General features: G+C 60.7%; 14 protein-coding genes and 5 pseudogenes. 6 read left to right on the top strand and 13 right to left on the bottom strand.

Annotated features, from left to right (window positions below; genetic code table 11):
- Positions 1-183 precede the first annotated feature (183 nt).
- The 3 genes and pseudogenes from GA0004734_RS26585 to GA0004734_RS26795 form a co-directional block, all read left to right on the top strand.
- A pseudogene (locus GA0004734_RS26585) lies at positions 184-339 on the top strand (branched-chain amino acid ABC transporter permease); the annotation flags it as partial.
- Positions 323-898, top strand: a pseudogene (locus tag GA0004734_RS26800) (aldo/keto reductase); the annotation flags it as partial. The pseudogenes GA0004734_RS26585 and GA0004734_RS26800, both read left to right, overlap by 17 nt.
- On the top strand, positions 895-1,806 hold the full coding sequence (locus GA0004734_RS26795; protein ID WP_348626120.1) for an aldo/keto reductase: 912 nt from the start codon (positions 895-897) through the stop codon (positions 1,804-1,806). The pseudogene GA0004734_RS26800 and the gene GA0004734_RS26795, both read left to right, overlap by 4 nt.
- Before the next feature lie 2 nt (positions 1,807-1,808).
- Here GA0004734_RS26795 and GA0004734_RS23650 read toward each other — a convergent pair.
- Positions 1,809-3,015: pseudogene (locus GA0004734_RS23650) on the bottom strand (MFS transporter).
- Between the two features lie 122 nt (positions 3,016-3,137).
- Between GA0004734_RS23650 and GA0004734_RS23645 the strand changes: the two are divergent.
- Both GA0004734_RS23645 and GA0004734_RS23640 read left to right on the top strand, forming a co-directional pair.
- Positions 3,138-3,944, top strand: a complete 807-nt coding sequence (locus GA0004734_RS23645; protein ID WP_092936420.1) for an AraC family transcriptional regulator — start codon at positions 3,138-3,140, stop codon at positions 3,942-3,944.
- 122 nt (positions 3,945-4,066) lie between these two features.
- Positions 4,067-5,115 (top strand): annotated as a pseudogene (locus GA0004734_RS23640) (ornithine cyclodeaminase).
- A 20-nt stretch (positions 5,116-5,135) separates the two neighbouring features.
- On the opposite strand, the gene GA0004734_RS23635 reads toward GA0004734_RS23640, so the two are convergent.
- The 3 genes and pseudogenes from GA0004734_RS23635 to istA form a co-directional block, all read right to left on the bottom strand.
- Complete coding sequence (locus GA0004734_RS23635; RefSeq protein ID WP_139056333.1) at positions 5,136-6,788, bottom strand: calcium-binding protein; 1,653 nt, start codon at positions 6,786-6,788, stop codon at positions 5,136-5,138.
- Between the two features lie 262 nt (positions 6,789-7,050).
- Positions 7,051-7,809 carry an IS21-like element helper ATPase IstB gene (gene istB, locus GA0004734_RS23630; protein ID WP_035226016.1) on the bottom strand — a complete coding sequence of 253 codons (759 nt, stop codon included), beginning with the start codon at positions 7,807-7,809 and terminating at the stop codon, positions 7,051-7,053.
- A pseudogene (istA, locus tag GA0004734_RS23625) lies at positions 7,806-9,259 on the bottom strand (IS21 family transposase). The gene istB and the pseudogene istA overlap by 4 nt, the downstream one beginning before the upstream one ends.
- Positions 9,260-9,395: 136 nt before the next feature.
- On the opposite strand from istA, the gene GA0004734_RS23620 reads away from it, so the two are divergent.
- Positions 9,396-10,586: an ROK family protein gene (locus tag GA0004734_RS23620; protein WP_245292615.1), complete on the top strand. Its 1,191-nt coding sequence runs from the start codon at positions 9,396-9,398 to the stop codon at positions 10,584-10,586.
- 137 nt (positions 10,587-10,723) lie between these two features.
- On the opposite strand, the gene GA0004734_RS23615 is transcribed toward GA0004734_RS23620, so the two are convergent.
- From GA0004734_RS23615 to GA0004734_RS23560, 9 genes are all read right to left on the bottom strand, one after another.
- Positions 10,724-11,854 carry an alpha/beta hydrolase gene (locus GA0004734_RS23615; RefSeq protein ID WP_052820783.1) on the bottom strand — a complete coding sequence of 377 codons (1,131 nt, stop codon included), beginning with the start codon at positions 11,852-11,854 and terminating at the stop codon, positions 10,724-10,726.
- A 62-nt stretch (positions 11,855-11,916) separates the two neighbouring features.
- Positions 11,917-14,982, bottom strand: coding sequence for an efflux RND transporter permease subunit (locus GA0004734_RS23610; protein ID WP_080823932.1), 3,066 nt, complete (start codon positions 14,980-14,982; stop codon positions 11,917-11,919).
- Entirely contained in the window at positions 14,979-16,064 is a 1,086-nt protein-coding gene (locus tag GA0004734_RS23605; RefSeq protein WP_052820751.1) for an efflux RND transporter periplasmic adaptor subunit, read from the bottom strand. The genes GA0004734_RS23610 and GA0004734_RS23605 overlap by 4 nt, the downstream gene beginning before the upstream one ends.
- Positions 16,061-17,131, bottom strand: a complete 1,071-nt coding sequence (locus GA0004734_RS23600; protein WP_052820750.1) for an efflux RND transporter periplasmic adaptor subunit — start codon at positions 17,129-17,131, stop codon at positions 16,061-16,063. Before GA0004734_RS23600 ends, GA0004734_RS23605 begins: the two co-directional genes overlap by 4 nt.
- Before the next feature lie 136 nt (positions 17,132-17,267).
- The gene (locus GA0004734_RS23595) at positions 17,268-17,672 is read right to left on the bottom strand and encodes a hypothetical protein (protein WP_052820749.1); all 405 of its coding nucleotides are present in this window, start codon (positions 17,670-17,672) and stop codon (positions 17,268-17,270) included.
- Positions 17,673-17,804: 132 nt separating this feature from the next.
- Complete coding sequence (locus tag GA0004734_RS23590) at positions 17,805-18,428, bottom strand: DUF3313 domain-containing protein (protein ID WP_245292614.1); 624 nt, start codon at positions 18,426-18,428, stop codon at positions 17,805-17,807.
- A gap of 1,942 nt (positions 18,429-20,370) precedes the next feature.
- Positions 20,371-20,841, bottom strand: coding sequence for a periplasmic heavy metal sensor (locus GA0004734_RS23570; RefSeq protein WP_003501907.1), 471 nt, complete (start codon positions 20,839-20,841; stop codon positions 20,371-20,373).
- An 8-nt stretch (positions 20,842-20,849) separates the two neighbouring features.
- Positions 20,850-21,320: a hypothetical protein gene (locus GA0004734_RS23565; RefSeq protein WP_052820746.1), complete on the bottom strand. Its 471-nt coding sequence runs from the start codon at positions 21,318-21,320 to the stop codon at positions 20,850-20,852.
- Between the two features lie 11 nt (positions 21,321-21,331).
- Complete coding sequence (locus GA0004734_RS23560) at positions 21,332-21,895, bottom strand: sigma-70 family RNA polymerase sigma factor (protein ID WP_234823805.1); 564 nt, start codon at positions 21,893-21,895, stop codon at positions 21,332-21,334.
- Positions 21,896-22,333 lie beyond the last annotated feature (438 nt).

Here is a 22,333-nt window from a genome sequence, read left to right as displayed (position 1 = left end):
GTCTCCCGTCTCTGCTCGCGGGTCGTCGCCATGGCGCTGGGCAGGGCGCTTGCCGAGGGTAGCCGGCAGAGGTCGCGCGCGATCCCGCTGTCATCGAGGCCTATCTCGGAGCCATGGCATGAGCGCCGTCTCGGCTCCGCCGATGGGTCCGGCACTCGATATTCACGCGCTCGTCGCTGGATACGCGCCGCATCCTTGCAGATCGTCGCAATCGGCGTCGGCCTTTGCGCCATCCTTCTTCTTCGGCCCCGCGGCATTCTGGGCGAGCGCAGCGCGCTCGGCCGCCGCGAAAAACGCGGGCGCAGGCCCGGGAGACGTCCTGATGACCGAGCGCCCTGACCGCATTCGCCTCACACCCGATCTGGAGATCAGCCGCCTCGTCTGCGGCCTCTGGCAGGTCGCCGACATCGAAAAGAACGGCACGACGATCGATCCGGACATGGGTGCAGACGCCTTGCAGGCCTATGCTCGAAACGGTTTCGACACGTTCGATATGGCCGATCACTATGGTTCGGCCGAGGTGATCACCGGCCGTCTCCTGTCGCGTTACCCGAATGCACCGCGACCGGTCGCCTTCACGAAGTGGTGTCCCGAGCCCGGCCCGATGACGCGCGATATCGTGCGGCGCGGCGTCGAGGAACGTCTGACCCGGCTCGGGGTCGAGCGGATCGACCTTTTGCAGTTTCATTGGTGGACCTTCCAGCACCCCGCCTGGCTGGATGCCCTCAACGAGATGCAGCGGCTGAAGCAAGAAGGCCTCATCGGCGCGCTGGGCCTGACGAATTTCGACGCGGGGCATCTGGCGCTGGCGCTGTCCGACGGCATCGAGATCACGACCAATCAGGTCTCGTTCTCGCTGGTCGACCGCCGTGCCGCAGGCGCCTTGTCGGATCTCTGCCAGAAGCGCGGCGTCAAGCTGTTGGCCTATGGCTCGCTCTGCGGGGGCTTCTCTCCGAAAAATGGCTGGGTGCGCCGGAACCGGAAACGATACCCGACTGGAGCCGCTCGAAATACAAGCGCTTCATCGACACGGCCGGCGGCTGGGCCGCGTTTCAGGGCATCCTCGAAGCCGCATCGCGGATCGCCCGGCGACATCATGTCTCTCTGTCGAACGTCGCCAGCCGCTGGGTTCTAGAACATCCAGCCGTTGCCGCCACGATCATCGGCGCGCGGCTTGGAGAAAACGAGCATCGCGGCGACAATCTGAACGTTTTCGGCTTCTCGCTCGACGCGCAGGACCATGCGGATCTTAACGAGGCTTTCGCCGCCACCCAGCCCATCCCCGGCGATTGCGGCGATGAATATCGCAAGCCGCCGTTCCTTACCGCCTCCGGCGATCTCAGCCATCATCTGAGTGCCATTCCCTCGATCTACACCGCCGAGCCGGTTCCGGGCCGGCCGGGACGCAGCCGTGTCTCCTCCGGCAGCATCTGGGAGCCGATCGCCGGCTACAGCCGCGCCGTCCGCGTGGGCAACCGCATCCACGTCTCCGGCACGACGGCCACGCATGCAGCCGACCGCTGCGTCGCGCCGGGGATGCGGGAGCGCAGGCAACCTACATCCTCGACAAGATCGCCGCATCGATCGCCGCGCTCGGCGGATCGATGGAAGATGTGGTGCGGACCCGCGTCTATCTCGCGACGCCAGCCAATGGGAGCCGGTTTCCCGCGCCCACGGCCGCGTCTTCGCACCGTCCTGCCCGCCAACACGATGATGGGAGGCGGCAATCTGATCGGCGATTACGCGGTCGAGATTGAGGCGGAAGCCATCTGCGACGGAGCCGCAGGCGGTAGCATCAGTCTGTAGCCTCAGGCGCGCTTTCGACCGGGCAGCTTCGGCAGCAGGACAGTGAGCAGGCCAAGCAGCGGCAGGTAGGAGCAGAGCCGGTAGACGAACTCGATGCCGTAGCGATCGGCAAACAGGCCGAGGACGGCTGCGCCGATGCCTCCGAACCCGAAGGCGAAGCCGAAGAACATGCCGGCGATCAGCCCTACACGGCCCGGCACCAGTTCTTGCGCGAAGACCACGATGGCGGAAAACGCGGAGGAGAAGATGAAGCCGATGACGATGACAAGCGCCGAGGTCCAGAAGAGATTGGCGTAAGGCAGCATCAGCGCGAAGGGGATGACGCCGAGGATCGAGAACCAGATGACGACGCGGGCGCCAAACCGGTCGCCGATCGGTCCGCCGAAGAACACGCCGGCCGCGGACGCTCCGAGAAACAGGAACAACATGACCTGCGCATCCTGCACGCCGACGCCGAACTTCTCGATGGCAAAAGAATGTGAAGTAGCTTGAAAGACTGGCGAGATAGGCGTTCTTCGTTGCCGTCAGCACGGTGAGGACGGCCAGGGTCCACAGCACCTGATTGCGCGGCAGCGGCAGGGCGCGGTCGAGCGTTGGACGGCCAGCCGTCGCGCGGCGATGGCGTAGATACCATGTGCTGACGAAGGATAGCACGATGAAGCCGACGACGGCGATGATCGAGAACCAGCCAAGCGTCTCCTGCCCGCGCGGGATGACGACGAACGCCGCGAGCAGCGGCCCAATGGCCGTGCCGGCATTGCCGCCGACCTGAAAGAAAGATTGCGCAAGACCGTGCCGCCCACCCGAGGCGAGGCGAGCCACGCGCGAGGCTTCCGGGTGGAAGACGGCGGAACCAACGCCGATGAGGGCAGGCACCGATGACCAGCACCTCGAAACTATGGGCGAAGGCCAGCGTAAACAGCCCAGCGCAGGTGGCAAGCATCGCCGCCGGCAGGGAGAACGGCATCGGCCAACGGTCCGTCACCACGCCCACCAACGGCTGCAACAGCGATGCCGTCACCTGAAACGCGAAGGTCAGAAGGCCGATCTGGACGAAATCGAGCGCATAGTTCGCCTTGATCAGCGGGTAGAGGGAGGTCAGCAGCGACTGCATGATATCGTTGAGCATGTGGCAGAAGCTGGCTGCCGCTATGATCGAAAAGGCCATGGTGTCTGCCCGGACCCACTTGGTGTGGTTACGCTCGCCATGATGGGTCTCCTCCCGGTTTGGGCCGTCCGTTTCGGCGCATAACGCGCCGTTCGCTTTTCCTACAGACCTTGACGCTGGCCTACCTTTGCGCTCTGGTCCACTTCTTTCGTGAGTGGGCCAAATGCGGTTTGTGGATTTTCCGACGATCGGTGTCGATCTCGATGAGCATCGGCAGAGCCTGAAGCGGATCGATGCGGCGCAGGAGCCGCTCTATGCGATCGGCCGGAACTACAAGGCCGGCATGCGCAGCCCCCTGCACTCGCACCGCAAGACGCAGCTCTGGCACGCGCGCCGCGGTGTGGTCGTGGTCGGCACCAGCGACCGGCGCTGGATGATCCCGCCCGGCCATGGCCTGATCATTCCCGCCGGCCTAGAGCATGCATCGGAAACCATAAGCCCGGTCGAAATGCTGTCGATCTACGTCGATACGCAACTGGCCTTCGTCGAGCGGCCGAAGGTGGTCAACGTCACCACACTCGCAGCAAACCTGATGGACGAACTGGTGCGCGATACGCCGCCCTTTCCAAAGCCGCGACGGCGGGAGCTGATCATGGATCTGCTGCTAGACGAGATGCAGCAACTGCCTGAAGTCCCGCTCGGCCTGCCCTTTCCGAACGACCCGCGGCTTGCCGCTGCCTGCCGGGCCTTTCTGGAGGCGCCGCGCGCGGTTGCGAGCATTGATGACTGGGCCGCAACGCTTGCCATGAGCCGCCGCAGTTTTACGCGCTTCTTTCGCACCCAGACCGGCGTCAGCTTCGTAACGTGGCGCCAGCAGGCCTGCCTTTTCGCCTCGCTGCCGCGGCTCGCCGCCGGGCACTCGATCACCAGCGTCGCGCTCGATGCCGGCTATGAGAACATCGCGGCCTTCACCACCATGTTCCGCCGGATGATGGGCAGCCCGCCGCGGCAATATCTCCTCTCGCGCTGATCGAGCAATTTGCACAATCCGGCTGGCACTCTGCTTGGTTCAGCAAGGAATATGACAATCATCTGCCGTTTCAGTGAGCATCTGCGGTTGCTACCATCGACCTCTGAAACGAGGAAACACCCATGTCTGCCCTGCCTTCCGAAAAGGCCCTGATCCCCTTCGTCAGCGTCGAGAACATGATGCGCCTCGTCCATCATCTGGGCATCGAACGCGTCCTACGCGAACTGACCGACACGATTGAGGACGACTTCCGGCGCTGGGAGGTCTTCGACAAAACGTCACGGATCGCCTCGCATTCTCGGGATGGCGTGATCGAGCTGATGCCGACCTCCGACGGCGAGATCTATGGCTTCAAATATGTGAACGGTCACCCGAAGAACATGGCCGCCGGCCTCCAGACGGTGACCGCCTTCGGGCTGCTGGCCGATGTTGCCACAGGCTATCCCCTCCTGCTGACGGAAATGACGCTGCTGACAGCGCTGCGCACGGCCGCAACCTCCGCCATGGCCGCACGGCATCTCGCCCCGAAGGGCACGCGGGTGATGGCCATGATCGGCAACGGCGCGCAGGCCGAGTTTCAGGCGCTGGCGATGAAGCCGTTCTCGGCATCACGGAGATCCGGCTTTACGATATCGATATCAGGGCGACCGAGAAGACCATCCGCAACCTCACCGGTTCGGGCCTCGCATTGCACGCGTGCGAAAGCGCCGAACAGGCGATCGAGGGTGCCGGCATCATCACCACCTGCACGGCGGACAAACAGTATGCGACGATCCTCACCGACAACATGATCGGCAGCGGAGTCCATATCAACGCGATCGGCGGGGACTGCCCGGGAAAGACCGAGCTGCACCGGGATATCCTGCTGCGTGCCGACACTTTCGTTGAATATCCGCCGCAGACCCGTGTCGAAGGCGAGATTCAGCAGATGGCGCCGGATTACCCGGTGACGGAGCTCTGGAAGGTCGTGCGAGGCGAAGCGCCCGGCCGGCGCGATGCGCGGCAGATCACGCTGTTCGACAGCGTCGGCTTCGCAGTGGAGGATTTCTCTGCACTTCGCTATGTGCGTTCCGCCTTGGTCGGGACGGATTTCTTCCAGCAGATCGACATCATCGCCGATCCCGACGACCCACGCGACCTCTTCGGCATGCTCCAGCGCGCGGCGGCCTGAGCCGCCCGCGCGCGACGAGATCAAAAGAAGAAGTCGCCCTTGTCGAAATGGGCGAGCTTCACCCCCTTGAGCAGGATGCTGTCGCCACCGGTGGCATCGATCATCACATCGCTACCCATCTGCCGGGCATGGTTTTTCATCAGGTCGGTGAAGCTGGTGATCGCCTTCACACCGGTCAGGTCGAGAATGTCATGCGCCTTGCCGCTGGCGGCGAAATCGGTGATGACATCGCGCCCGTCGCCGCTGGCAAAGACGAACTGGTCGATGCCGGCACCGCCCGTCAGAATATCCGCGCCGCCATGGCCCCAGATCATATCGTTGCCGACCTTGCCGTCGATCCGGTTGTCGGCACCATTGCCGTGGATCTGGTTCGCCAGCGCATTGCCGGTCGCGTTCACCGCCGCCGTCCCACCCAGCGTCAGGAACTCGAAATTATCGGCCAGCGCGTAGCTGACGCTGGAGATGACGAGATCGTTTCCGGCATTCTTGGCTTCGACCAACAACGTACGGGCGTTGTCGATGACATACGTGTCGTGGCCGGCACCACCCGCGACCTTGCCCATGACGGTGCCACCGCGGCCATCGAAATAGTCGCTGCCGCCGCCCAGAAGCACATCGCCTTTGATCGTGCCGCCGTTCGTCAGCGACTGCTGGCCATCGCCGCCCTTGAACGCAAGACCGGACGCCGAGGACAACACGCCGCTATTGTTGAAGCTGGCGTGATCCGCCTTGGTGAAATCGACAGCGCTGCCCTTGGAGGCGGAAATCGTGCCGCTGTTGGCGCCTCGCGCGGCGTCACCCACGACGGCGATGCCGATGGCACCGCTTATCGTGCCCAGATTGTTGACGATCGCACCATTGGCGGTAACGCTGACGGCCGTGCCACCGACCGCAATCATCTTGCTGTTCGTCACCGTGCCGTTCGCGCCGGAAAGCGCGATGCCATCGACGCTCGCCTGCAGAGCACCGGAGTTCGTGATGACGGCGTTCTTGCCCTTCGCCACGATCGCACTGGCACCGCTGCCGACCGTGCCATTATTGGTGATGATCTCCGCGACGCCGGTTGCCACGATGCCATTGCCGCGCGCGCCGATCGACCCGTTATTGGTCACGGTCGAGCCCAATCCATCAATGACAATGCCAGCGGCCGTGGCAGACGAGATGTCCTTGTTGTTCGTCATGGCCATGCGGTCGCCGGAAAGCTTCACGGCATCCGTCTGTCCAGCCATCCGGCCGTTGTTGACGACCATGGCCGCGGCACCCACCACCGAGACAGCACTGCCGGCTGCCGACGAAATGGTGCCCTCGTTGGCGACATTCGCTTTGCTGCCGACCACGCTGACGCCGGCCTGTTTGCCTAAAATACCACCGCGATTGACGATATCCATGCCGACGGCCGTCGCCGATATGCCGAAGGCGCCCGCGACGATCGATCCGGTCTCCGAGACGACGACGGACCCTTTCAGGTCGCCGGCATTGGCCGCGCCGAACGTGACGCCGGACACACCGGCCGAAATCGTACCATCAACCACGACGGCGCGCGCCTTTGCAAGACCGGACGCAACGATGCCACTGTTGGTGACCGAAAGGATCACGTCTTTGACGAGCACCAGCGTGGTGTCGGCTTCGGTGAAGCTGACACTGGTCTTCGTGTTGTTCGTAAGGAACGTCATGGCCATAGGCGGCACGCTATCACTGCTGTGGGTTGATTGCCTCTTACACGATAAGGATGCGGAAATCGACCGGCGATACACCCGGAGGGCCTCCGATGCCGTCGGTTCTGCGATAAATGCGCAACATGTGTCAACGGCGGAGTAAAAAACCGGCCATGGGGCGGAGCAAAAGTCGGCCACTATGGCGCCGGCCTGAGACGGCCGGGAGGGCGTAGCCCGAGCGGGGGTCTTAGGCCGGCGCGGCGATTTTTTGAGGGGAGTTTTAGCAGGCCTTTCGGGCGCGACTTTGAGCGAGACGATAGCTTTCGCCGTTCATCTCGAGGATGTTGACGTGGTGGGTGATGCGATCGAGCAGTGCGCCGGTGAGACGTTCGGACCCCAGTGTTTCCGTCCATTCGTCGAAAGGCAGATTGCTGGTGATCAGGGTGGCACCACGCTCGTAGCGTTGCGAGATCAGCTCGAACAGCAATTCCGCCCCGGTCTTTGATAGTGGCACAAATCCCAGCTCATCGATGATCAGCAGCTTGTAGGCGGCCATCTGCTTCTGGAACCGGAGCAGACGCCGCTCGTCACGCGCCTCCATCATCTCGCTGACCAGGGCCGCCGCCGTGGTGAAGCCGACGGACAGGCCCTTCTGGCAGGCGGCCAGGCCGAGACCGAGTGCGACATGCGTCTTTCCCGTGCCGCTCGGGCCCAGCGCAATGACGTTCTCGCGGCGCTCGATCCATTCGCAACGGGAAAGCTCTAGCACCTGCATCTTGTTCAGCTTGGGGATGGCTGTGAAGTCGAAGCTGTCGAGGCTTTTGACGACCGGGAACTTGGCCGCCTTGATCCGACGTTCGACCTTGCGGCGGTCCCGCTCGATCATCTCCCGTTCAGCAAGCCGGAACAGGTAGCCGACATGATCGACGCCTTCGGTGGCGCATAGCCGGGCCAGCTTCTGGTGCTCGCGCTGGAAGGTCGGCAGCTTGAGGGTTTTGAGATAGTGGCCAAGCAGGATCTCTGGCGCGTCGCTGCTCATGCCGCTTCTCCCGCATCAGATGACAGGAGGCGCATATACGCCTTTGCTGACGTCTTCTCGACAGTCGCCGTCGGCAGGTAGGGATAGATCGCCAGATCCAACCGCGGCGGCCGGCGCTCGACCCGGCACAGGATCAGATGCTTGACCGCATCGAAGCCGATCGCGCCGAGCTGTATCGCCTGCTTCACCGCTGCATGTAGATCGGCAAGGTCGAAGCTTTCCAGCAGGCGCAGAACCTGCACGTATTCTCGCCGCCCATGTTTGGCCATGCGGCCTTCCATCAGCCGGCGCAGCGTCGCGAACTCGTCTGGCAGATCCCAGCCCTGCAATGGAGCCGCCTGATCCAGAGAATTGATCTTCCGCTCGATCAGCGGCAGGTAATGGACGGGATCGAAGACGACGTCTTCCCGTTCCCAGCATCGCGGATGACGCGCGATGATCTCGCCGCGGCAGCCGATCACCACCTGATCGACATAGCCCGGACCCAGACGTCCTGATGGCCGTAGGCGACCGGTACGGAATAGTCGTTCGTCTTGTAGCGCACCAGCGACTGGGCTGTCACAACAGCGCTGGCCTGGTCGCAGGCATCAAACGGCGACGCCGGCAAGGGACGCATGGCCGCAAGATCGCGCTGCAGCCGTTCGCCAATCGTCTCGCTCTCGCCCCGCAGCTTGTCGCGCTGGCGTTTGCGGCACTGCTCTTCCAGAAAAGCATTGAACGCATCCCATGTCGCAAACCGCGGGATCGGCACCATGAAGTTGCGTCGGGCATATCCGACAAGACCCTCGACATTCCCCTTGTCGTTGCCCTTTCCCGGCCGCCCATAGCGATCCCGGATCAGGTAGTGGGACAGGAAGCCGCTGAACAGCGCTGCCCGCTTGCGTGTGCCGTCGGGCAGGATCTTTGCGACAAGGCAACGGTCGTTGTCATAGACGATCGACTGCGGCACGGCCCCGAAGAACGCAAAGGCGTGGACATGACCATCCACCCAGGCTTCGGCCACTGCCGCCGGATAGGCACGCACATAACATCCGTCGCTATGAGGAAGATCCAGCACAAAGAAGCGAGCTTTCTGCTCGACGCCGCCGATCACCACCGTCGCCTCGCCGAAATCGGCCTGCGCATGGCCCGGTGGATGCGACAGCGGCACAAACACCTCCTGGCGGCGTTGATCCCGCTCGCGCATATAATCCTTGATGATCGTGTAGCCGCCGGTGAAGCCGCACTCGTCACGAAGCCGGTCGAACACCCGTTTGGCAGTATGCCGCTGCTTGCGCGGCATCACCATGTCAGCTTCCAGCCACTGCTCGATCGTCGAAACGAATGCATCCAGCTTCGGACGCCGGATCGGCGAACGTCGCTGATAGCCGGGCGGTGTCGAATACGACAGCATCTTGGCCACGCTGTCGCGCGATACGTTGAAATGCTTTGCTGCCTGACGCTGCGTCATCCCTTCGGAAACAGCCAGGCGAACCCTCAAATAAAGTTCCACGGTGTAGATCCCCTGTCCCTCCTGCGATCATTGCAGAAAGGAAATAGGTGGCCGGATTTTACTCCGCCCGCGGACGGACTATTCCGCCGCTACCGTGGCCGACTTTTCCACCGCCGCTCTCACCTGGGGTCGCGGTCTCATCAGCGACCGGGTGAATCAGCTCCTGGAATCGGAGATCATCGTTGACGGGGAAGCTGGCGTCTCGAGAGGCGGGCGGGCAGCGCGCGAACTTCGATTGAATGCTGGTGCGGGCGCGATCTTGGTTGGATTTGCAAACCTCACACACTTCCACGTGGGTGTGGCCGACCTCGCGGGACAGCTCTTGTCCACCCGCAGCCGTCCCAGCGATTTTTCCGCCGGCCCGCGCGACGCCTTCGCATTCGCGCAGTCGAGCTGGGAATCGATGCTCGCCGAACTCGAAATCGGGCGGGAAAAGGTATGGGGCGTCGGCGTAGGGCTGCCTGCGCACAGCAACCTTGAGACCGCCACCTTGATTGACTCGCCATCTCTCCCGACGAGCTGGATCGGCTATCCGGTGCGAGAGAGGCTGGCCTCGATATTCGACGCACCGGTGTGGCTGGACACGAGCGACAACATGTTGGCCTTGGCCGAGATGAGGACCGGGGTAGCGAAGGGCCAGCGCGACTTCATTTATCTGAATGCGGATCTCGCCATCGGATGCGGTGTTGTCAGCGACTCCAGGGTGATGCGCGGCGCGCAAGGCGCTGCGGGAAACATTGGTCACATTACGGTGGGTGGCGATGAACTTTGCAGATGCGGGCGACGCGGTTGCTTGGAAGCGGTAGCGGGTGGGGAGGCACTGCTCAGAGCGGCGGGCTCCGCGGGCAGAAGTGGCGAGAGTGCGTATTTCGCGCGGCTCCAGGAAGAGGGGACGCCCCTGCAGGTGGGTCACCTCGCAGAAGGCGTCAGATATGGTGACGAAACCTCGCAGCGCCTTGTTGCAATGTCAGGCATGACGATCGGAAGAGCTCTCGGCGCGACCATCAACGTTTTGAACCCCGCGGTCATCGTAGCCGGTGGTGCGCTGCCCCAGCTGGGCGATCTGTTTCTCGCCTCAATGCGCCAATCGATCTATGGCCACGCGCTTCCATTCGTAACCCGCGATCTCGGAATTGTTGTTGTCCAACAGACCGAGGGCTCGGGCCTCGTAGGGGCTGCACAGATGGTAATCGATCAGATCTTCTTGCCGCGTTGTCTTGCGAAATGGATTTCGGTTGGCCAGCCGACCTCAGCCGTTCACCGCTTAGGAGAGGCGTCCAATTAAAAAACCTCAATCCAAACAGAGTGAGTGGCTGCCAGCCGACCGCTTGAGTCACGCCTGGCCTGATGCTCATCGAAGTCAGTGGTTTCACCCGGCAGGAAGAGGGTTGATACGATGGTTCCGTCGGTGTCTTGAGTCCATCACTGCCGGGCGATCTGCCCGGCGAGCCGGAACGGAGTAGCGACCGCCGCGCCCGCCGCGTCGAAAACGAAAGCGCCAACGTTCCCACCGTTGCGTGCTCGCGCTTCGGCCTTTTCAAGTTCGCCGCCAAAGCGGGCGAGTGTTGCATACCGGTCGTGACCTAGGCCGTCGCTTGCCTCGACGGACGAGATATCGATGACCGAAACGTTCGCCTTTATTGCCGCATCCCTTATTTGCGGATCGGCTATGTCTACGAGACCAACACGGGGTCGTTCACCGCCCACCAGGCTCGACACGGATAACGCGCGGTCAGTCTTCGAAACAAGAAGTGTAATTGGGTTCTTCAGTCGACCTATGTCGAGGAGTTGTGCCCGGAACACATCGACGTCGATGTCCGGGGCCGCCAGGACAATTTGCAGCTTTCCGAGAACATCATCACGGCCTTCGAGCTTGAGCTGTCTTACCGCTTCCATAGACAGGAAGCCGCCCATGCTGTGACCGAACAGGATGATGCGCTTGACCTTCGGTGCTTTGGCAAGAACCGTCAGAACGCGCTCGAGCTCTGTCCTTGAATAAAGTGCCGCATCCCGGTCGGTGACGTATCCGGTCACGCTTGCTGCGGATGGCCAAGAGAACAGGATCGGGCTGATAGTACTGGCATCAGCAGCCATTTGTGCCGCCCTGAACAAGGCTTCCTGATACCGGTAGTTATATCCGTGAACGAAAAGAGCGACGGAGCCATCGGAGGTCGCCGCACGACCTGCGGCCTCAACCCACGACGCTTCGGTCAGTTGATCCCGTCCGGTGACCAAAAAATCCCGTCGTGTGTCCGGAGTACTGGACGGGTACCTGATGGCCGCGACCGTCCGTTCGCGCGGCACCGAGAAGTCGTAGCGTTCGTATGTCAGGTTCCCTGCCCAGTTGCTGCCGAAGCCACCGTCCTTTTCGACCTTGTTCCGGTTGGTGACGGCGAGGAGACTGACTTTCTGGCCCATATTCTGGCCTATCGAGACGGGCTCGAGGACCGTTGCTGACGGCCGCGATGCACATCCCGACAAAGAAGCAATCAAAGCTAAAAACACAAGCCTGCCGGATGACCGACTGAGAATGACAAAAAGCGATACGGGCATGAATGGATCCAACCGGTTGAGTTTTTTACGGGGCGCTTTCAACGCGCCAGTTTATACAAGGGTCACGCCGAGACGGTTGACACGTCTGCATCCTGGGCAGGTATCCGGAACCAGGCGATGTAGAGAGCCGGGAGGAACAGGAGCGTCAGGACCGTGCCCACAACGATCCCTCCCATCATGGCGTAAGCCATTGGTCCCCAGAATACCTCCCGCGAGATCGGTATGAGCGCGAGAGTGGCGGCCGCCGCCGTCAAAAGTATCGGGCGCATCCGGTGTTCGGTCGCTTCGAAGACGGCCTGCCACGGCGCGACGCCCTCGCTCCTCAGATGCTCGATCTGCACAACAAGAATAACCGAGTTTCGGATGAGGATGCCAATCAAGGCAAGCACGCCGAGGATCGCGACGAAGCCCATAGGCGCATTGCTAAGCAAGAGCGCCGCGACCACCCCGATCACGGCGGTCGGCGCGACGGCGAACACCAGGAAGAGACGGCTGAAGCTTTGAAGCTGGATCATAAGGATTGTCACCATTGTAAACAGCATCAGCGGCGCAACGGCGATGATGGGAGCCTGCGAGTCCGCGCTCGATTCCACCGAACCGCCGATCTCGACCTTGTAACCCACTGGAAGGGCGTCGGTGAACTTCTGCACGTCAGGTTTAAGCTGTTCGACAATGGTTGCCGGTTGTGTCGGTCCGACGACGGCGGCCTTTATGGTGACCGTCGGGATGCGGTCTCTTCGCGCGATCTTCGGTTGTTCGAGTTCGTAGCGGAATTTCGCAACGGCGGACAGCGGCACAGATTTGCCGTCCGCCCCCGGAAGCTGGAGATTGCGCAGCGTCTCGATCGATCCACGCTCGGCGTCTTCGGCCCGGCCGATGGCATCGATCAGATAGATGTCGTCGCGGATCTGGGTGATGGAAGTCCCTTGGACGACACTGTTCAGCACGTTCGCGATATCCTCGGACGACACGCCGAGCTGACGCGCTTTGTCCTGAAGAACGTCCACCTTCACGACACGCGTCGGCTCGTTCCAGTCATAGGTCATGTTAGACAGTAGCGGCTGGCGGTTGATCACCGCGCCGAATTTCAGCGCAAGATCGCGAACCCCCTGGATGTCGGGGCCACTGAGGCGGTACTGCACTGGCTTGCCGACGGGCGGACCAATGTCCAGCAGTTTGACGAAGGCATCGGTCCCCGGGAACGTCTTCGCAAGATAGGCCTGAAGATCCTTACGCAACCTGTCGCGCGAGTCGAGATCCTTGGCGACGATAACGATCTGTCCGAACCAGACAGCCGGCGTCTGCACGTCGTAGGAGAGGATGAAGCGTGGCGCACCTTCGCCGACATGGGTCGACCAATGGTCGATGTCGGTATTGCCTGTGAGCTTCTCGCGCTCAAACTTCGCCATCTGCCGGTCGGTCTCGGCAATCGTGCTGTTTTGGGGCATGCTCCAGTCCACAATGAGTTCTAAGCGGTCGGAAGCCGGAAAGAACTGCTGCTGTACAAGGCCGAGACCGCCAAGCGACAGTGCGAAGACAACCACTGTGGCGATGATCGTGATCCAACGCCAGCGCATGGCAATGCCCAGGAGCCAGGCAAAACCGCGCGCAACGCGGCCCTTCTGATCATGGTGAGATTTCATGGTTTTCGGCAGGATTGTCACGCCCAGCAGGGGGGTGAATAACACTGCCACCACCCAGGAAGCGACAAGCGAAACGGCAATCACGACAAACAGGGTGAAGGTAAACTCGCCCGCCGCGCTGCTGTTGAGGCCGATCGGGATGAAGCCGGCGACAGTAACGAGCGTACCCGTCAGCATCGGGAATGCGGTCGAGGTGTATACATGGGTCGCAGCCGTGCGCAGATCGTCGCCCACTTCAAGCCGCGCAACCATCATCTCGACTGCGATCATAGCATCGTCCACGAGAAGTCCGAGCGCGATGATCAACGCGCCCAGCGAGATGCGCTGAAGTGAAATGCCAGTGTATTCCATGACGACAAAGGTGATGGCCAGAACGAGCGGAATCGAGATCGCCACCACGAGACCGGCCCGAAAGCCAAGGCTGATGAAGCTGATCGCGAGAACGATTGCGATGGCTTCGAACAGGGCTCGGGTAAAGCCGGAAACCGCTTCTTCCACGACAGCCGGCTGGTCGGAAACCCGTTCGACTGTCACGCCGATCGGGAGATCGGCGACGACGCGCGTCATAGCCTCGTCCAGCGCCTCACCAAACGTCGTGAGATTGGCACCGGGGGTCATGCCGACGGCAAGGCCAATCGCCGGCTCGCCCTTGAAGCGAAACAGCGACGTCGGTGGATCGACGTAGCCCCGCTTTATCGTCGCAATGTCGGTCAATGGGAAAAAGCGGTCGTTGACCCGAAGATTGATCGCCTTGAGACTGTCCTCCGACGTGAACTGGCCGCTAACCCGAATTGCGATCCGTTCCGGCCCTGCGTCGACGAAGCCGGACTGGGCGACGGCGTTCTGCGCCTGCAGCGTCTCGATGACGGACTGCTGATCGATGCCAAGCGCGGCGATTCTGCGGGTCGAGAACTCGAGATACACGACCTCGTCCTGCGCTCCGATAATGTTGATCTTGCCGGCGTTGGGGACGTTCAGCAGTTTCACGCGCGTGTCTTCCACAAGATCCCTCAGCTGCCGCTGCGTCAGGCCGTCAGAGGTGAACGCGAAAACGTTGCCATACACATCGCCGAAGCTATCGTTGAAGAACGGACCCACTACACCACTCGGGAAGTCGCCCTTGATGTCGTCGATCATATTGCGGACGCGTACCCAGTTGCCTGCCACGTCCTTCGCCTTGGTGGTCGGTAGAAGGTCGACATAGACCGTCGCCTGTCCTGCAATCGTCTCGCTGCGTGTGAAGTCGAGGGCGTCGAGCTCCTCGAGCTTCTTCTCGATCCTGTCGGTGACCTGCCGCGTGACCTCTTCTGCGGATGCACCGGGCCACCGCACATTGATGATCATCGTCTTGACGGTGAAATTCGGGTCTTCCTCGCGCCCGAGATTCAAGTAGGAAAAGGCGCCAGCAAGACTAAAGACGATCATGAAGTACCAGACGAGCGAGCGGTGCTCGAGGGCCCACTCCGAGAGGTTGAAAGGTTTCAAATCACGGACTCCTGATCGATACGGACGGTCTGACCGTCTTCAAGCGTGTTGACGCCGGCGGTGACGACGCGGTCGCCGGGGTTGATTCCTTCGGTTACAGTCACAGTGCCACCCACGACCAACGGCTCGGCGATGGTCACCGAACGCGACGACACCTTTCCGGTCGGGACGTCGATGATCCAGACAAATGCATTTGCTCCGTCCACTCGCACAGCAGATGAAGGCAGTCGGATGAGCGGTGTTTCACCACTGCTGGTACTGGCCGTTATGACTGCTCCAAGTCGGAGCGCTTCCGGTGGATTGACGAGGGTCAGCCGTGTCCGCCGAGTGCGGGTTGTGTCCTCCGCTTCGGGTGCGATCTCGCGGACCAGCCCCTTGGCGTGGATCGCTGGGTCGAGTTGCAGGGCGACATCGAATTCCGCTCCAGGCTTCAGTAACACACCTGCAGCTTCGGGAACGTCGAGTACGGCATCGCGCTCATCCGGCTGCGCCAGGGTGACAACAGTCTGACCGGCGGAGACCACCTGACCGACGTCGGCGGAAGTTGCGGTGACAAGACCGTCGAATTCGGCAACAAGGCGCGCGTAGCCAAGCTGCTCCTTGGCCTTGTCCAAATTGGCCTGTGCCTTATTGACATTGGCTTCGGCGGTCTCACGTTCCTGTTGCGCGGTCTCGAACGTGGCCTTCGTCCCGCTTCGCCTCTCGAACAGGGTGCGTTGCCGACCCTCGTTGATGCGGGCGTTGACAAGTTGCGCCTGGCTGTTGGAGAGGTCAGACTGCGCGCTGCTGACTGCTAGCTCGAGCGCCAGCGGGTCAATAGTCGCCAGAACATCGCCCTTCTTCACGAAGTCCCCGACCAGCACCTTGCGGGTGACGATGCGACCGAGAATGCGGAAACCGAACTCGGTCTGCACCCGTGCTTCTACCGTGCCCGGCAGCGAGAACGCCGCCGATGGGGACGGCTCTGCGATCTGGAAAAGAACGGGTCGCGGTTGCACAATTGCGGTTTTTTCTTCCTTCTCACACGCCGACAAAAGCGCCAGGGTCGAAAGCAGCACCGATAGCTGAAGAACTCTCTTCATGGCGTCGCTCCTTCGAAAGTCACGACGTCGCCGTCACTCAGAAACTTGGTGCCGTTGGAAACAACCACGTCGTTTGCGTTCAGACCAGATCCCACAGAAAATCGTTCGACGGCGTAGCTGGTGACACCCACGGGATGAAGTGACACCGCCCGGGTGTTTGGGTCGACAAGCCAGACGGCGGGACGTCCATCTGAGGATGCCATGGACGACCAGGGCAGCTCGATCACCGTTTGTGGCTTGTATCTGGCAGTCACGACGACACTGCTGCCGAGCGGTGCATCAAGCCCACCTTCAAGACCAAGCTTGACCCGGATGGTTCCCGTCGTCGTGTCAAGGCTGGGTGAGACCTCGCGCACTCTTGCCTTGTACGTCCCGCCGCCGGACAAAAGCCTGACCTCAGCCACGTCTTCGACCCCGCGACCGAGCAAAGCGGCCTCATCAATATTGATAACGGCATCCCGCGGGCCGTCATAGGCGAGCGAAACAATTGCTTGAGCAGCTTGCACGACCTGACCGACCTCAGCATTGCGAGCCGTGATGATGCCGTCGGCCTCTGATTTCAGGACCGTTTGCTGCAATGTATCCTTCGCTGTATCCACCTGGGCCTCCGCCGACCGGACGGTGGCCTGTGCGGTGAGAAGGGCCTCACGCGCGCTGTCGACTGCGGCCTGGGTCGTCACGGAAGTAGCGATCAGGCTTTGCTGACGGGTATATGACAGTTGTGCCTGGGTCCTCTGCGCCTGTGCGGACCGGAGGTTTGCCAAAGCCACCTGCAGATCGGCCTTTTGCTCTTTGTCATCGATACGCGCGAGAACCTGCCCGGCCTTCACGTGGTCGCCGACGTCCACCATCCGCTCCGCAATTCGTCCGCCGACACGAAAGGAAAGGTCGGCCTGGATGCGTGCGCTGATTTTGCCGGAGGTCGAGGTGGTACCGGAAACTTCCGTCGCCTCAATGACGATCGTCTCGACGTATCGCGCCTCCTTGGGCACAGGCTGTTCCGCGGGAGCGCAAGCTGTTAGCAGTGCGAGCGATATCGCCGGACTGATGCGCGTTAGTAGGGCCATGATACGCTTCTCTTGGTGTTCGAACCCTCGGGACGAGTTCTGAAAGGTGTGGTGGCGGAGCTGGAATTGGCGCGGTCTGGGTATAGCGAGCCTATGGGCCGACCGGGCTGAGACACGCGCCACGAACCTCGCCATTTCAAGACGCGCCAAAGCACGCCGCACCCTCCGGTGAGTAAGGCGACTTTTTCTTGCGCGCCGCATTTTGGGTCACGAAGGACGCAACAAGCGCCGCCAGCCCGACGACAGACTGGACCGATCCGGCGTATTCGGCGGCGACGAGATGCGCCGAGAGAGCCAGCAACACATAATAGAGCATGCCGAGATAGGCGAGGTCACTCAGGAAGACACTAATCCGCGCGAGGATCATCGCGGGACCCACAAGCTTCACGGCCGTCAGGATTGTCGGGAGATATGCCGGGTAGACCAATGCCCCGTCAACCTGGCTGAAGGTGTCGCCTTGAACCATAGAGAAGATCGTCGCAACAGGGTAAATTACGCACAACATCGCTGTGCTAACCCAGTAGATGTATTTACGAACCATTATGGGTTCCCTCTTTATGCAAAAGTTAGTTTGTGAGGCCGGCAATCTTTAGCCCACCGAGTTTTCTTGTTTTGACGCCAGGACGCCGCCGGCCGCTTTGGGCGAAGCGAAAGAGGCAATTGGCATCCACAGCTATCTGGATGTGCCGGCCAGTTCGTTGCCCAGCTGGTCTGCCGCTGAGCGTACTCCGGCCCTCGCCGCGTCGAGCCCCCGGAAATTGGCGGTGATGTCGAGCGCGTTGGCGCTCCTGCTCGCAACATGGGCGTAGAGCAGGGAGCCGGTTTCAGCGTCCTCGATCTCGACAGCATAGGAAACCCAGCCTGAGAACGTGCCGCGGCCGCCAATTGCCTGAGCGCCGGCATTGACAACGAGCCCGCCCGGGAAAACATGCGAGACGGTGGATAGCACCGGTGTGCTTGCTTCCGCACCGGTCAGGGTCAGCCTGGCGCGTAACGTACCTGGCCCCGCCTGCGCTACGGGCTGAAAGCGTCGGCCAAGAACCTTGGAGAATTCCTGATGCATGTAGCTGGCGAGTGCCTGCTTATCTGTGGCGGACATCTTGCCAAACTGTGCGTCGGGCCCTGCGTAGATCATCGTGGGAGGAATAATGACGCGACTGTAGGCGGCGAAATTCGCATCCGGCCGACGGTACGCGTAGGGCCTCATCTTGTCCGAGGTCGGGCGTAGATATGCCGACGAAGACAGCGCTTGAGACGGTGGCGGCGTGGTTGCACAGGCGGTGACGGAGAGCGCCATCGCCGAGGTCGCCAGACCGCGCGCCCACATTGACAGTGTACCGGAAGGTCCGCTCCGGGCAGTCTTGGACAGACCGGAAGTCGGGGGGCGACTAATTGGGCGATGATCCAAAGTTGATCTCCTGTGCATGGTGCGTTGTTACGGTGTTTCTGCACCGGCAGGCTGGTCCACACCTTTTTGACCGAAGATGCCGAGGCGGTGAACCGCCTCAGCCTATCCGACGTCATGGCTGACGGTCCGGATTTGAACGGGAACGGCGTGCGCTTTCCTGCAACTGGCCACCCTGAAAGGTTCGCCTTAACGCTCTATGACGCCCCTGCGAAACTCAACTCCGCCACCAGGCCGCCGCATGACGGCACCACCGGCGCACCGTTCCGGTCCGCAAACTCCCCGCGCGGCCGCACCGCCGCCATTGGGACCGCGCACGACGCCGGAACCACCACAGGCCGGGCCTACACACCCTCCCCGCGCGGCCGCACCGCCGCCGTAAGGACCACGCACAGCGGCAGCGCGGCCACCTGGGGCATAATAGCTGTTCCACTGCCCGTGCCATGGTTGGCTGGCATAGTGGTTGTTCCAATAGGCTTGGTTAAACGCAACAACAGTCAAGCCGATCGCCGGAATGAGTGCCGGTGATATTGCGACCGTTTGACCCTGATAGTAGATGCTGACATAGTTCGAGGAGACCCAGCCGCGCGCACCACCCCACGACACATCGCACCAGGAGGCTGCGTCGAGGCACCCATAAACGGTAAGAGCTGCACTTGGCGGCATCGCGGTAACCACGGGATACCATGTTCCAGGCCCCGCCCTCAGATTGACGCTTGTGACCGTGGCTCCTCTTGCTGCCGCCAACGCCGGGCCTGACATTGCGGCCATCAGAATCGCTGCAAATGCACTCAGGATGATGCGGCGCATAAGCCAAATACGCGTTTTGTTCATTACTTTTTCCTTTTGAGGTGGTCGGGACTTTCCGAGCCTAGGCGTTGGGAAACTCGACCGATAAGGTCATTTCGCTCAGGTATTTAAAGGTTGATGCCGCTCCAACGACCTTCCTCCGGGCCTTCAGCCTCGGAAGCGTCGGAGTCGTCAAAGCGGTAGCTGCTGACACATTTCGTTGTCGAAGCCACCTCGTCGGACATGCACAACTCATATCCGTCCTCGTCAGCCTGGAGCGTTACGCAGAAAGCATCCCGCTTTCCGTCTTCGGTCGAGAGACAAAACTCCTCCGAGGGCTCCTGCACCCATGGGGTTGTCTCCCATGGAACTTTGGAAGCTTGCTCGTGAGCCATTCCAGCAACAGGGCCAGACATGCTCAGAAGTAACCCCAGGGCAAATTTTGAAAACATCAGCAGTCCTCCGAAATCGATGAAGTGCTACTGATACGGTGCCCGATGCCCGATGCGACATGGATGGTTGGATTTTTTTGCACGCAACGCCGTCAATGGGGGGAGCTAAAGGCCTGGGATTCTGCGACGAACAGCAATGTACCGCTCGACAAAACAGGGGAAGATGGGCTGGCTCCGAAACAGTATCGATTGCCGACCAATTTTGCCTTTGGAGCTACCGAAACTCATTGAGAATCAAGACGTCAAATTATGCTGATAGCGATGAAATTACCTTGTTTGCCAAGGTATTTTACCTCTATCGGACCCGGCGTCGACGGCCGCTTTGCAATTGCGTTCATTGAGCGCCCCGCCCCCATGCATTAGGCTTGGAGAGTGACGTGGGATACGCTCAGGAGATGGCACCGCCGCTTCGGGCTAGCGCGTGCCACTTCTTCATGGTCCAGTCGCGTTGTTTCACCTGATAGAGTTCACAGCGAGCCAGATAGCGGGGAACGTGGAATGCCTCGAACCAGGATTCCTCGACACGTTCGCGGAGCGCACTTCCGAAGGAAAAGACCGGATATCGGCTTGGTCTCGCGCTCGACCACTACCCGTTACGGCACGCGCATTATCCCCTTTGCCTTTTGATCGGCAACCACCCTGCGCCTGCCTTCGGGGGAAACTACACCCACCGCATCAACCAATGGACGCCCAATTGCATCCATGAATTCCGTCCACGCAGTCTGCGTTGCGTTAAGTGCCGTGAGGGTTGCGGCTGGATCAAATGGATCCGCCGAGACCTGCTTCAACATTTCTTGCCGAGCCTGGATAAGTTTCTCGACTGTTTGCGCGTATCGCGGTTTTTCCTTGAGGAGAGTCTCTCGGAAAATTTTGGCGTCTGAAGGAGGGAGGTTTGCTTCCGCAACAGCCAGTATGCGGGCCAGAGGATCATCACCACTCGGAACAGGTGGTTGTGAACGCAGCATCTGCCCTCCCCAAAAAGCGACAAGGAACAAATTCAACGCGAGCGATACGCCGAGGATAATTCGCATCCATTTTTGTCTGCCTGCCTGTTCGTGAACCATGTTCCTGCTCATTCCATGAAAATAGGGATTGACGCGACCTGAAGGGTTGAGACCAGATCGTTGGAGGCGGGTACACCCGGAAAATGCATTCCAATGAAAAGACCTGCAACCACCGCGATTCCACCGCTAGAGGCAAACCCGACCCAATTCAGATCCGGCCACAGTCCGCGAACATACGCAAAAAAACGTCCGGGCAGAAGGTAAAGTCCAGGTCGCTTAACCGCTATGCGCGCAGCGACGTTCGTTCTCAAGCGCAACAAGGCAGCGTTGCGCTCGTCAGCTGGCCACAAGGAGGTTTCCCGATGCCAGGGCGCAGCACTGATCGCATCATCAAGTTTGCATTCCTCTGCAAGAACAGCTCGAGCCTCTTTCGAGACTTCCAGCAGAGCCAGAGCATCGCCCCGTACCTCGATGGGCCACAGATCAAAATTCGCACCGTAACTTCGCGCGAGTGACGTAAAACGTTCGATCGACAACATGTCTATTCTCCCTATTTATCATGCTCTGCCAGCAACCATTCACGCAAAGTGGTTCTCGCGCGTGCAAGCAGACGCTCTATCGCCTTGGCTGACAATCCAAGAATGCGCCCCGCCTCCGCGCCGGAAACCCCTTTTTCGTAGACGAGCATCATCGCGGCCTGCTGACGAGGAGGCAGCGCACGGAGAGCCGCAGCAACGGCAGCATCGCGCTCGGCTTTTGCCAATATCTCATCCGCCAATGCACCAGGATCGACAGCGTCGAAGTTATCAGGAAGTGATACCGCTTCTCTGCGACGGCGCCGGTCGATAGAGAGATTGACGACGATCTGGTAGAGCCATGTTCTCAAGCGGGCGCGTTCTGGATCAAAACGACTGGCCTGATGCCATAGCTTGACCATCGCATCCTGGGCGACGTCCTCAGCATCACGAATATTTAGGGTCAAACGGCTTGCCACACTCAGGGCAAACGAACCGTGACGCATGACAATTTCGTCGAAAGCTCTCCGGTCTCCCTGCGCAGACCAGTACAGAAGCTCCCCATCAGAAGTCTCATTATAGGCCCGGGGTTTGACCATGCCCCTCCCCAGACTCCGCTTGATCAAGAATACGAGCGCGACCCATCTAAACTCCATCTCCTGCCATGGCGCCAATTCTCGTGCCCGCATGTGCACTGCTCGCTTTTCTCGGCTCTTGCAGCTTATACGCCGGAACCCGTGTGTTTCCCCCGCAGAGCGGTTGAAATATTTTCGGCCCGGCCCGGTCGGGTCCTGGGCCTCTTAACCTCAATAGATCGCTATCGGCGTTGTCCATGTCGATGAACATTTCTGCTCCGTCGCTGCTTAGACCCATATCTGTCTCTCGATTAACGTGCCAGATCGGGTTGGCTGTAGAGATACTGAGTTTCTGAAGATGGTTATAAACTTAGCTCGATGATGCCTCCCGCCAGCATTTCTTCGATCCGTCACCAATTATTTTATTTATTAAATTAATTATTGACCGACGAGGCGTTCTTT

Origin of the sequence: Rhizobium sp. 9140 (assembly GCF_900067135.1) — a bacterium.
Classification (GTDB): Bacteria; Pseudomonadota; Alphaproteobacteria; order Rhizobiales; family Rhizobiaceae; genus Ferranicluibacter.
The sequence above is the reverse complement of the archived record's forward strand: the minus strand, read 5'-3'. Positions and strand labels throughout refer to the sequence as shown.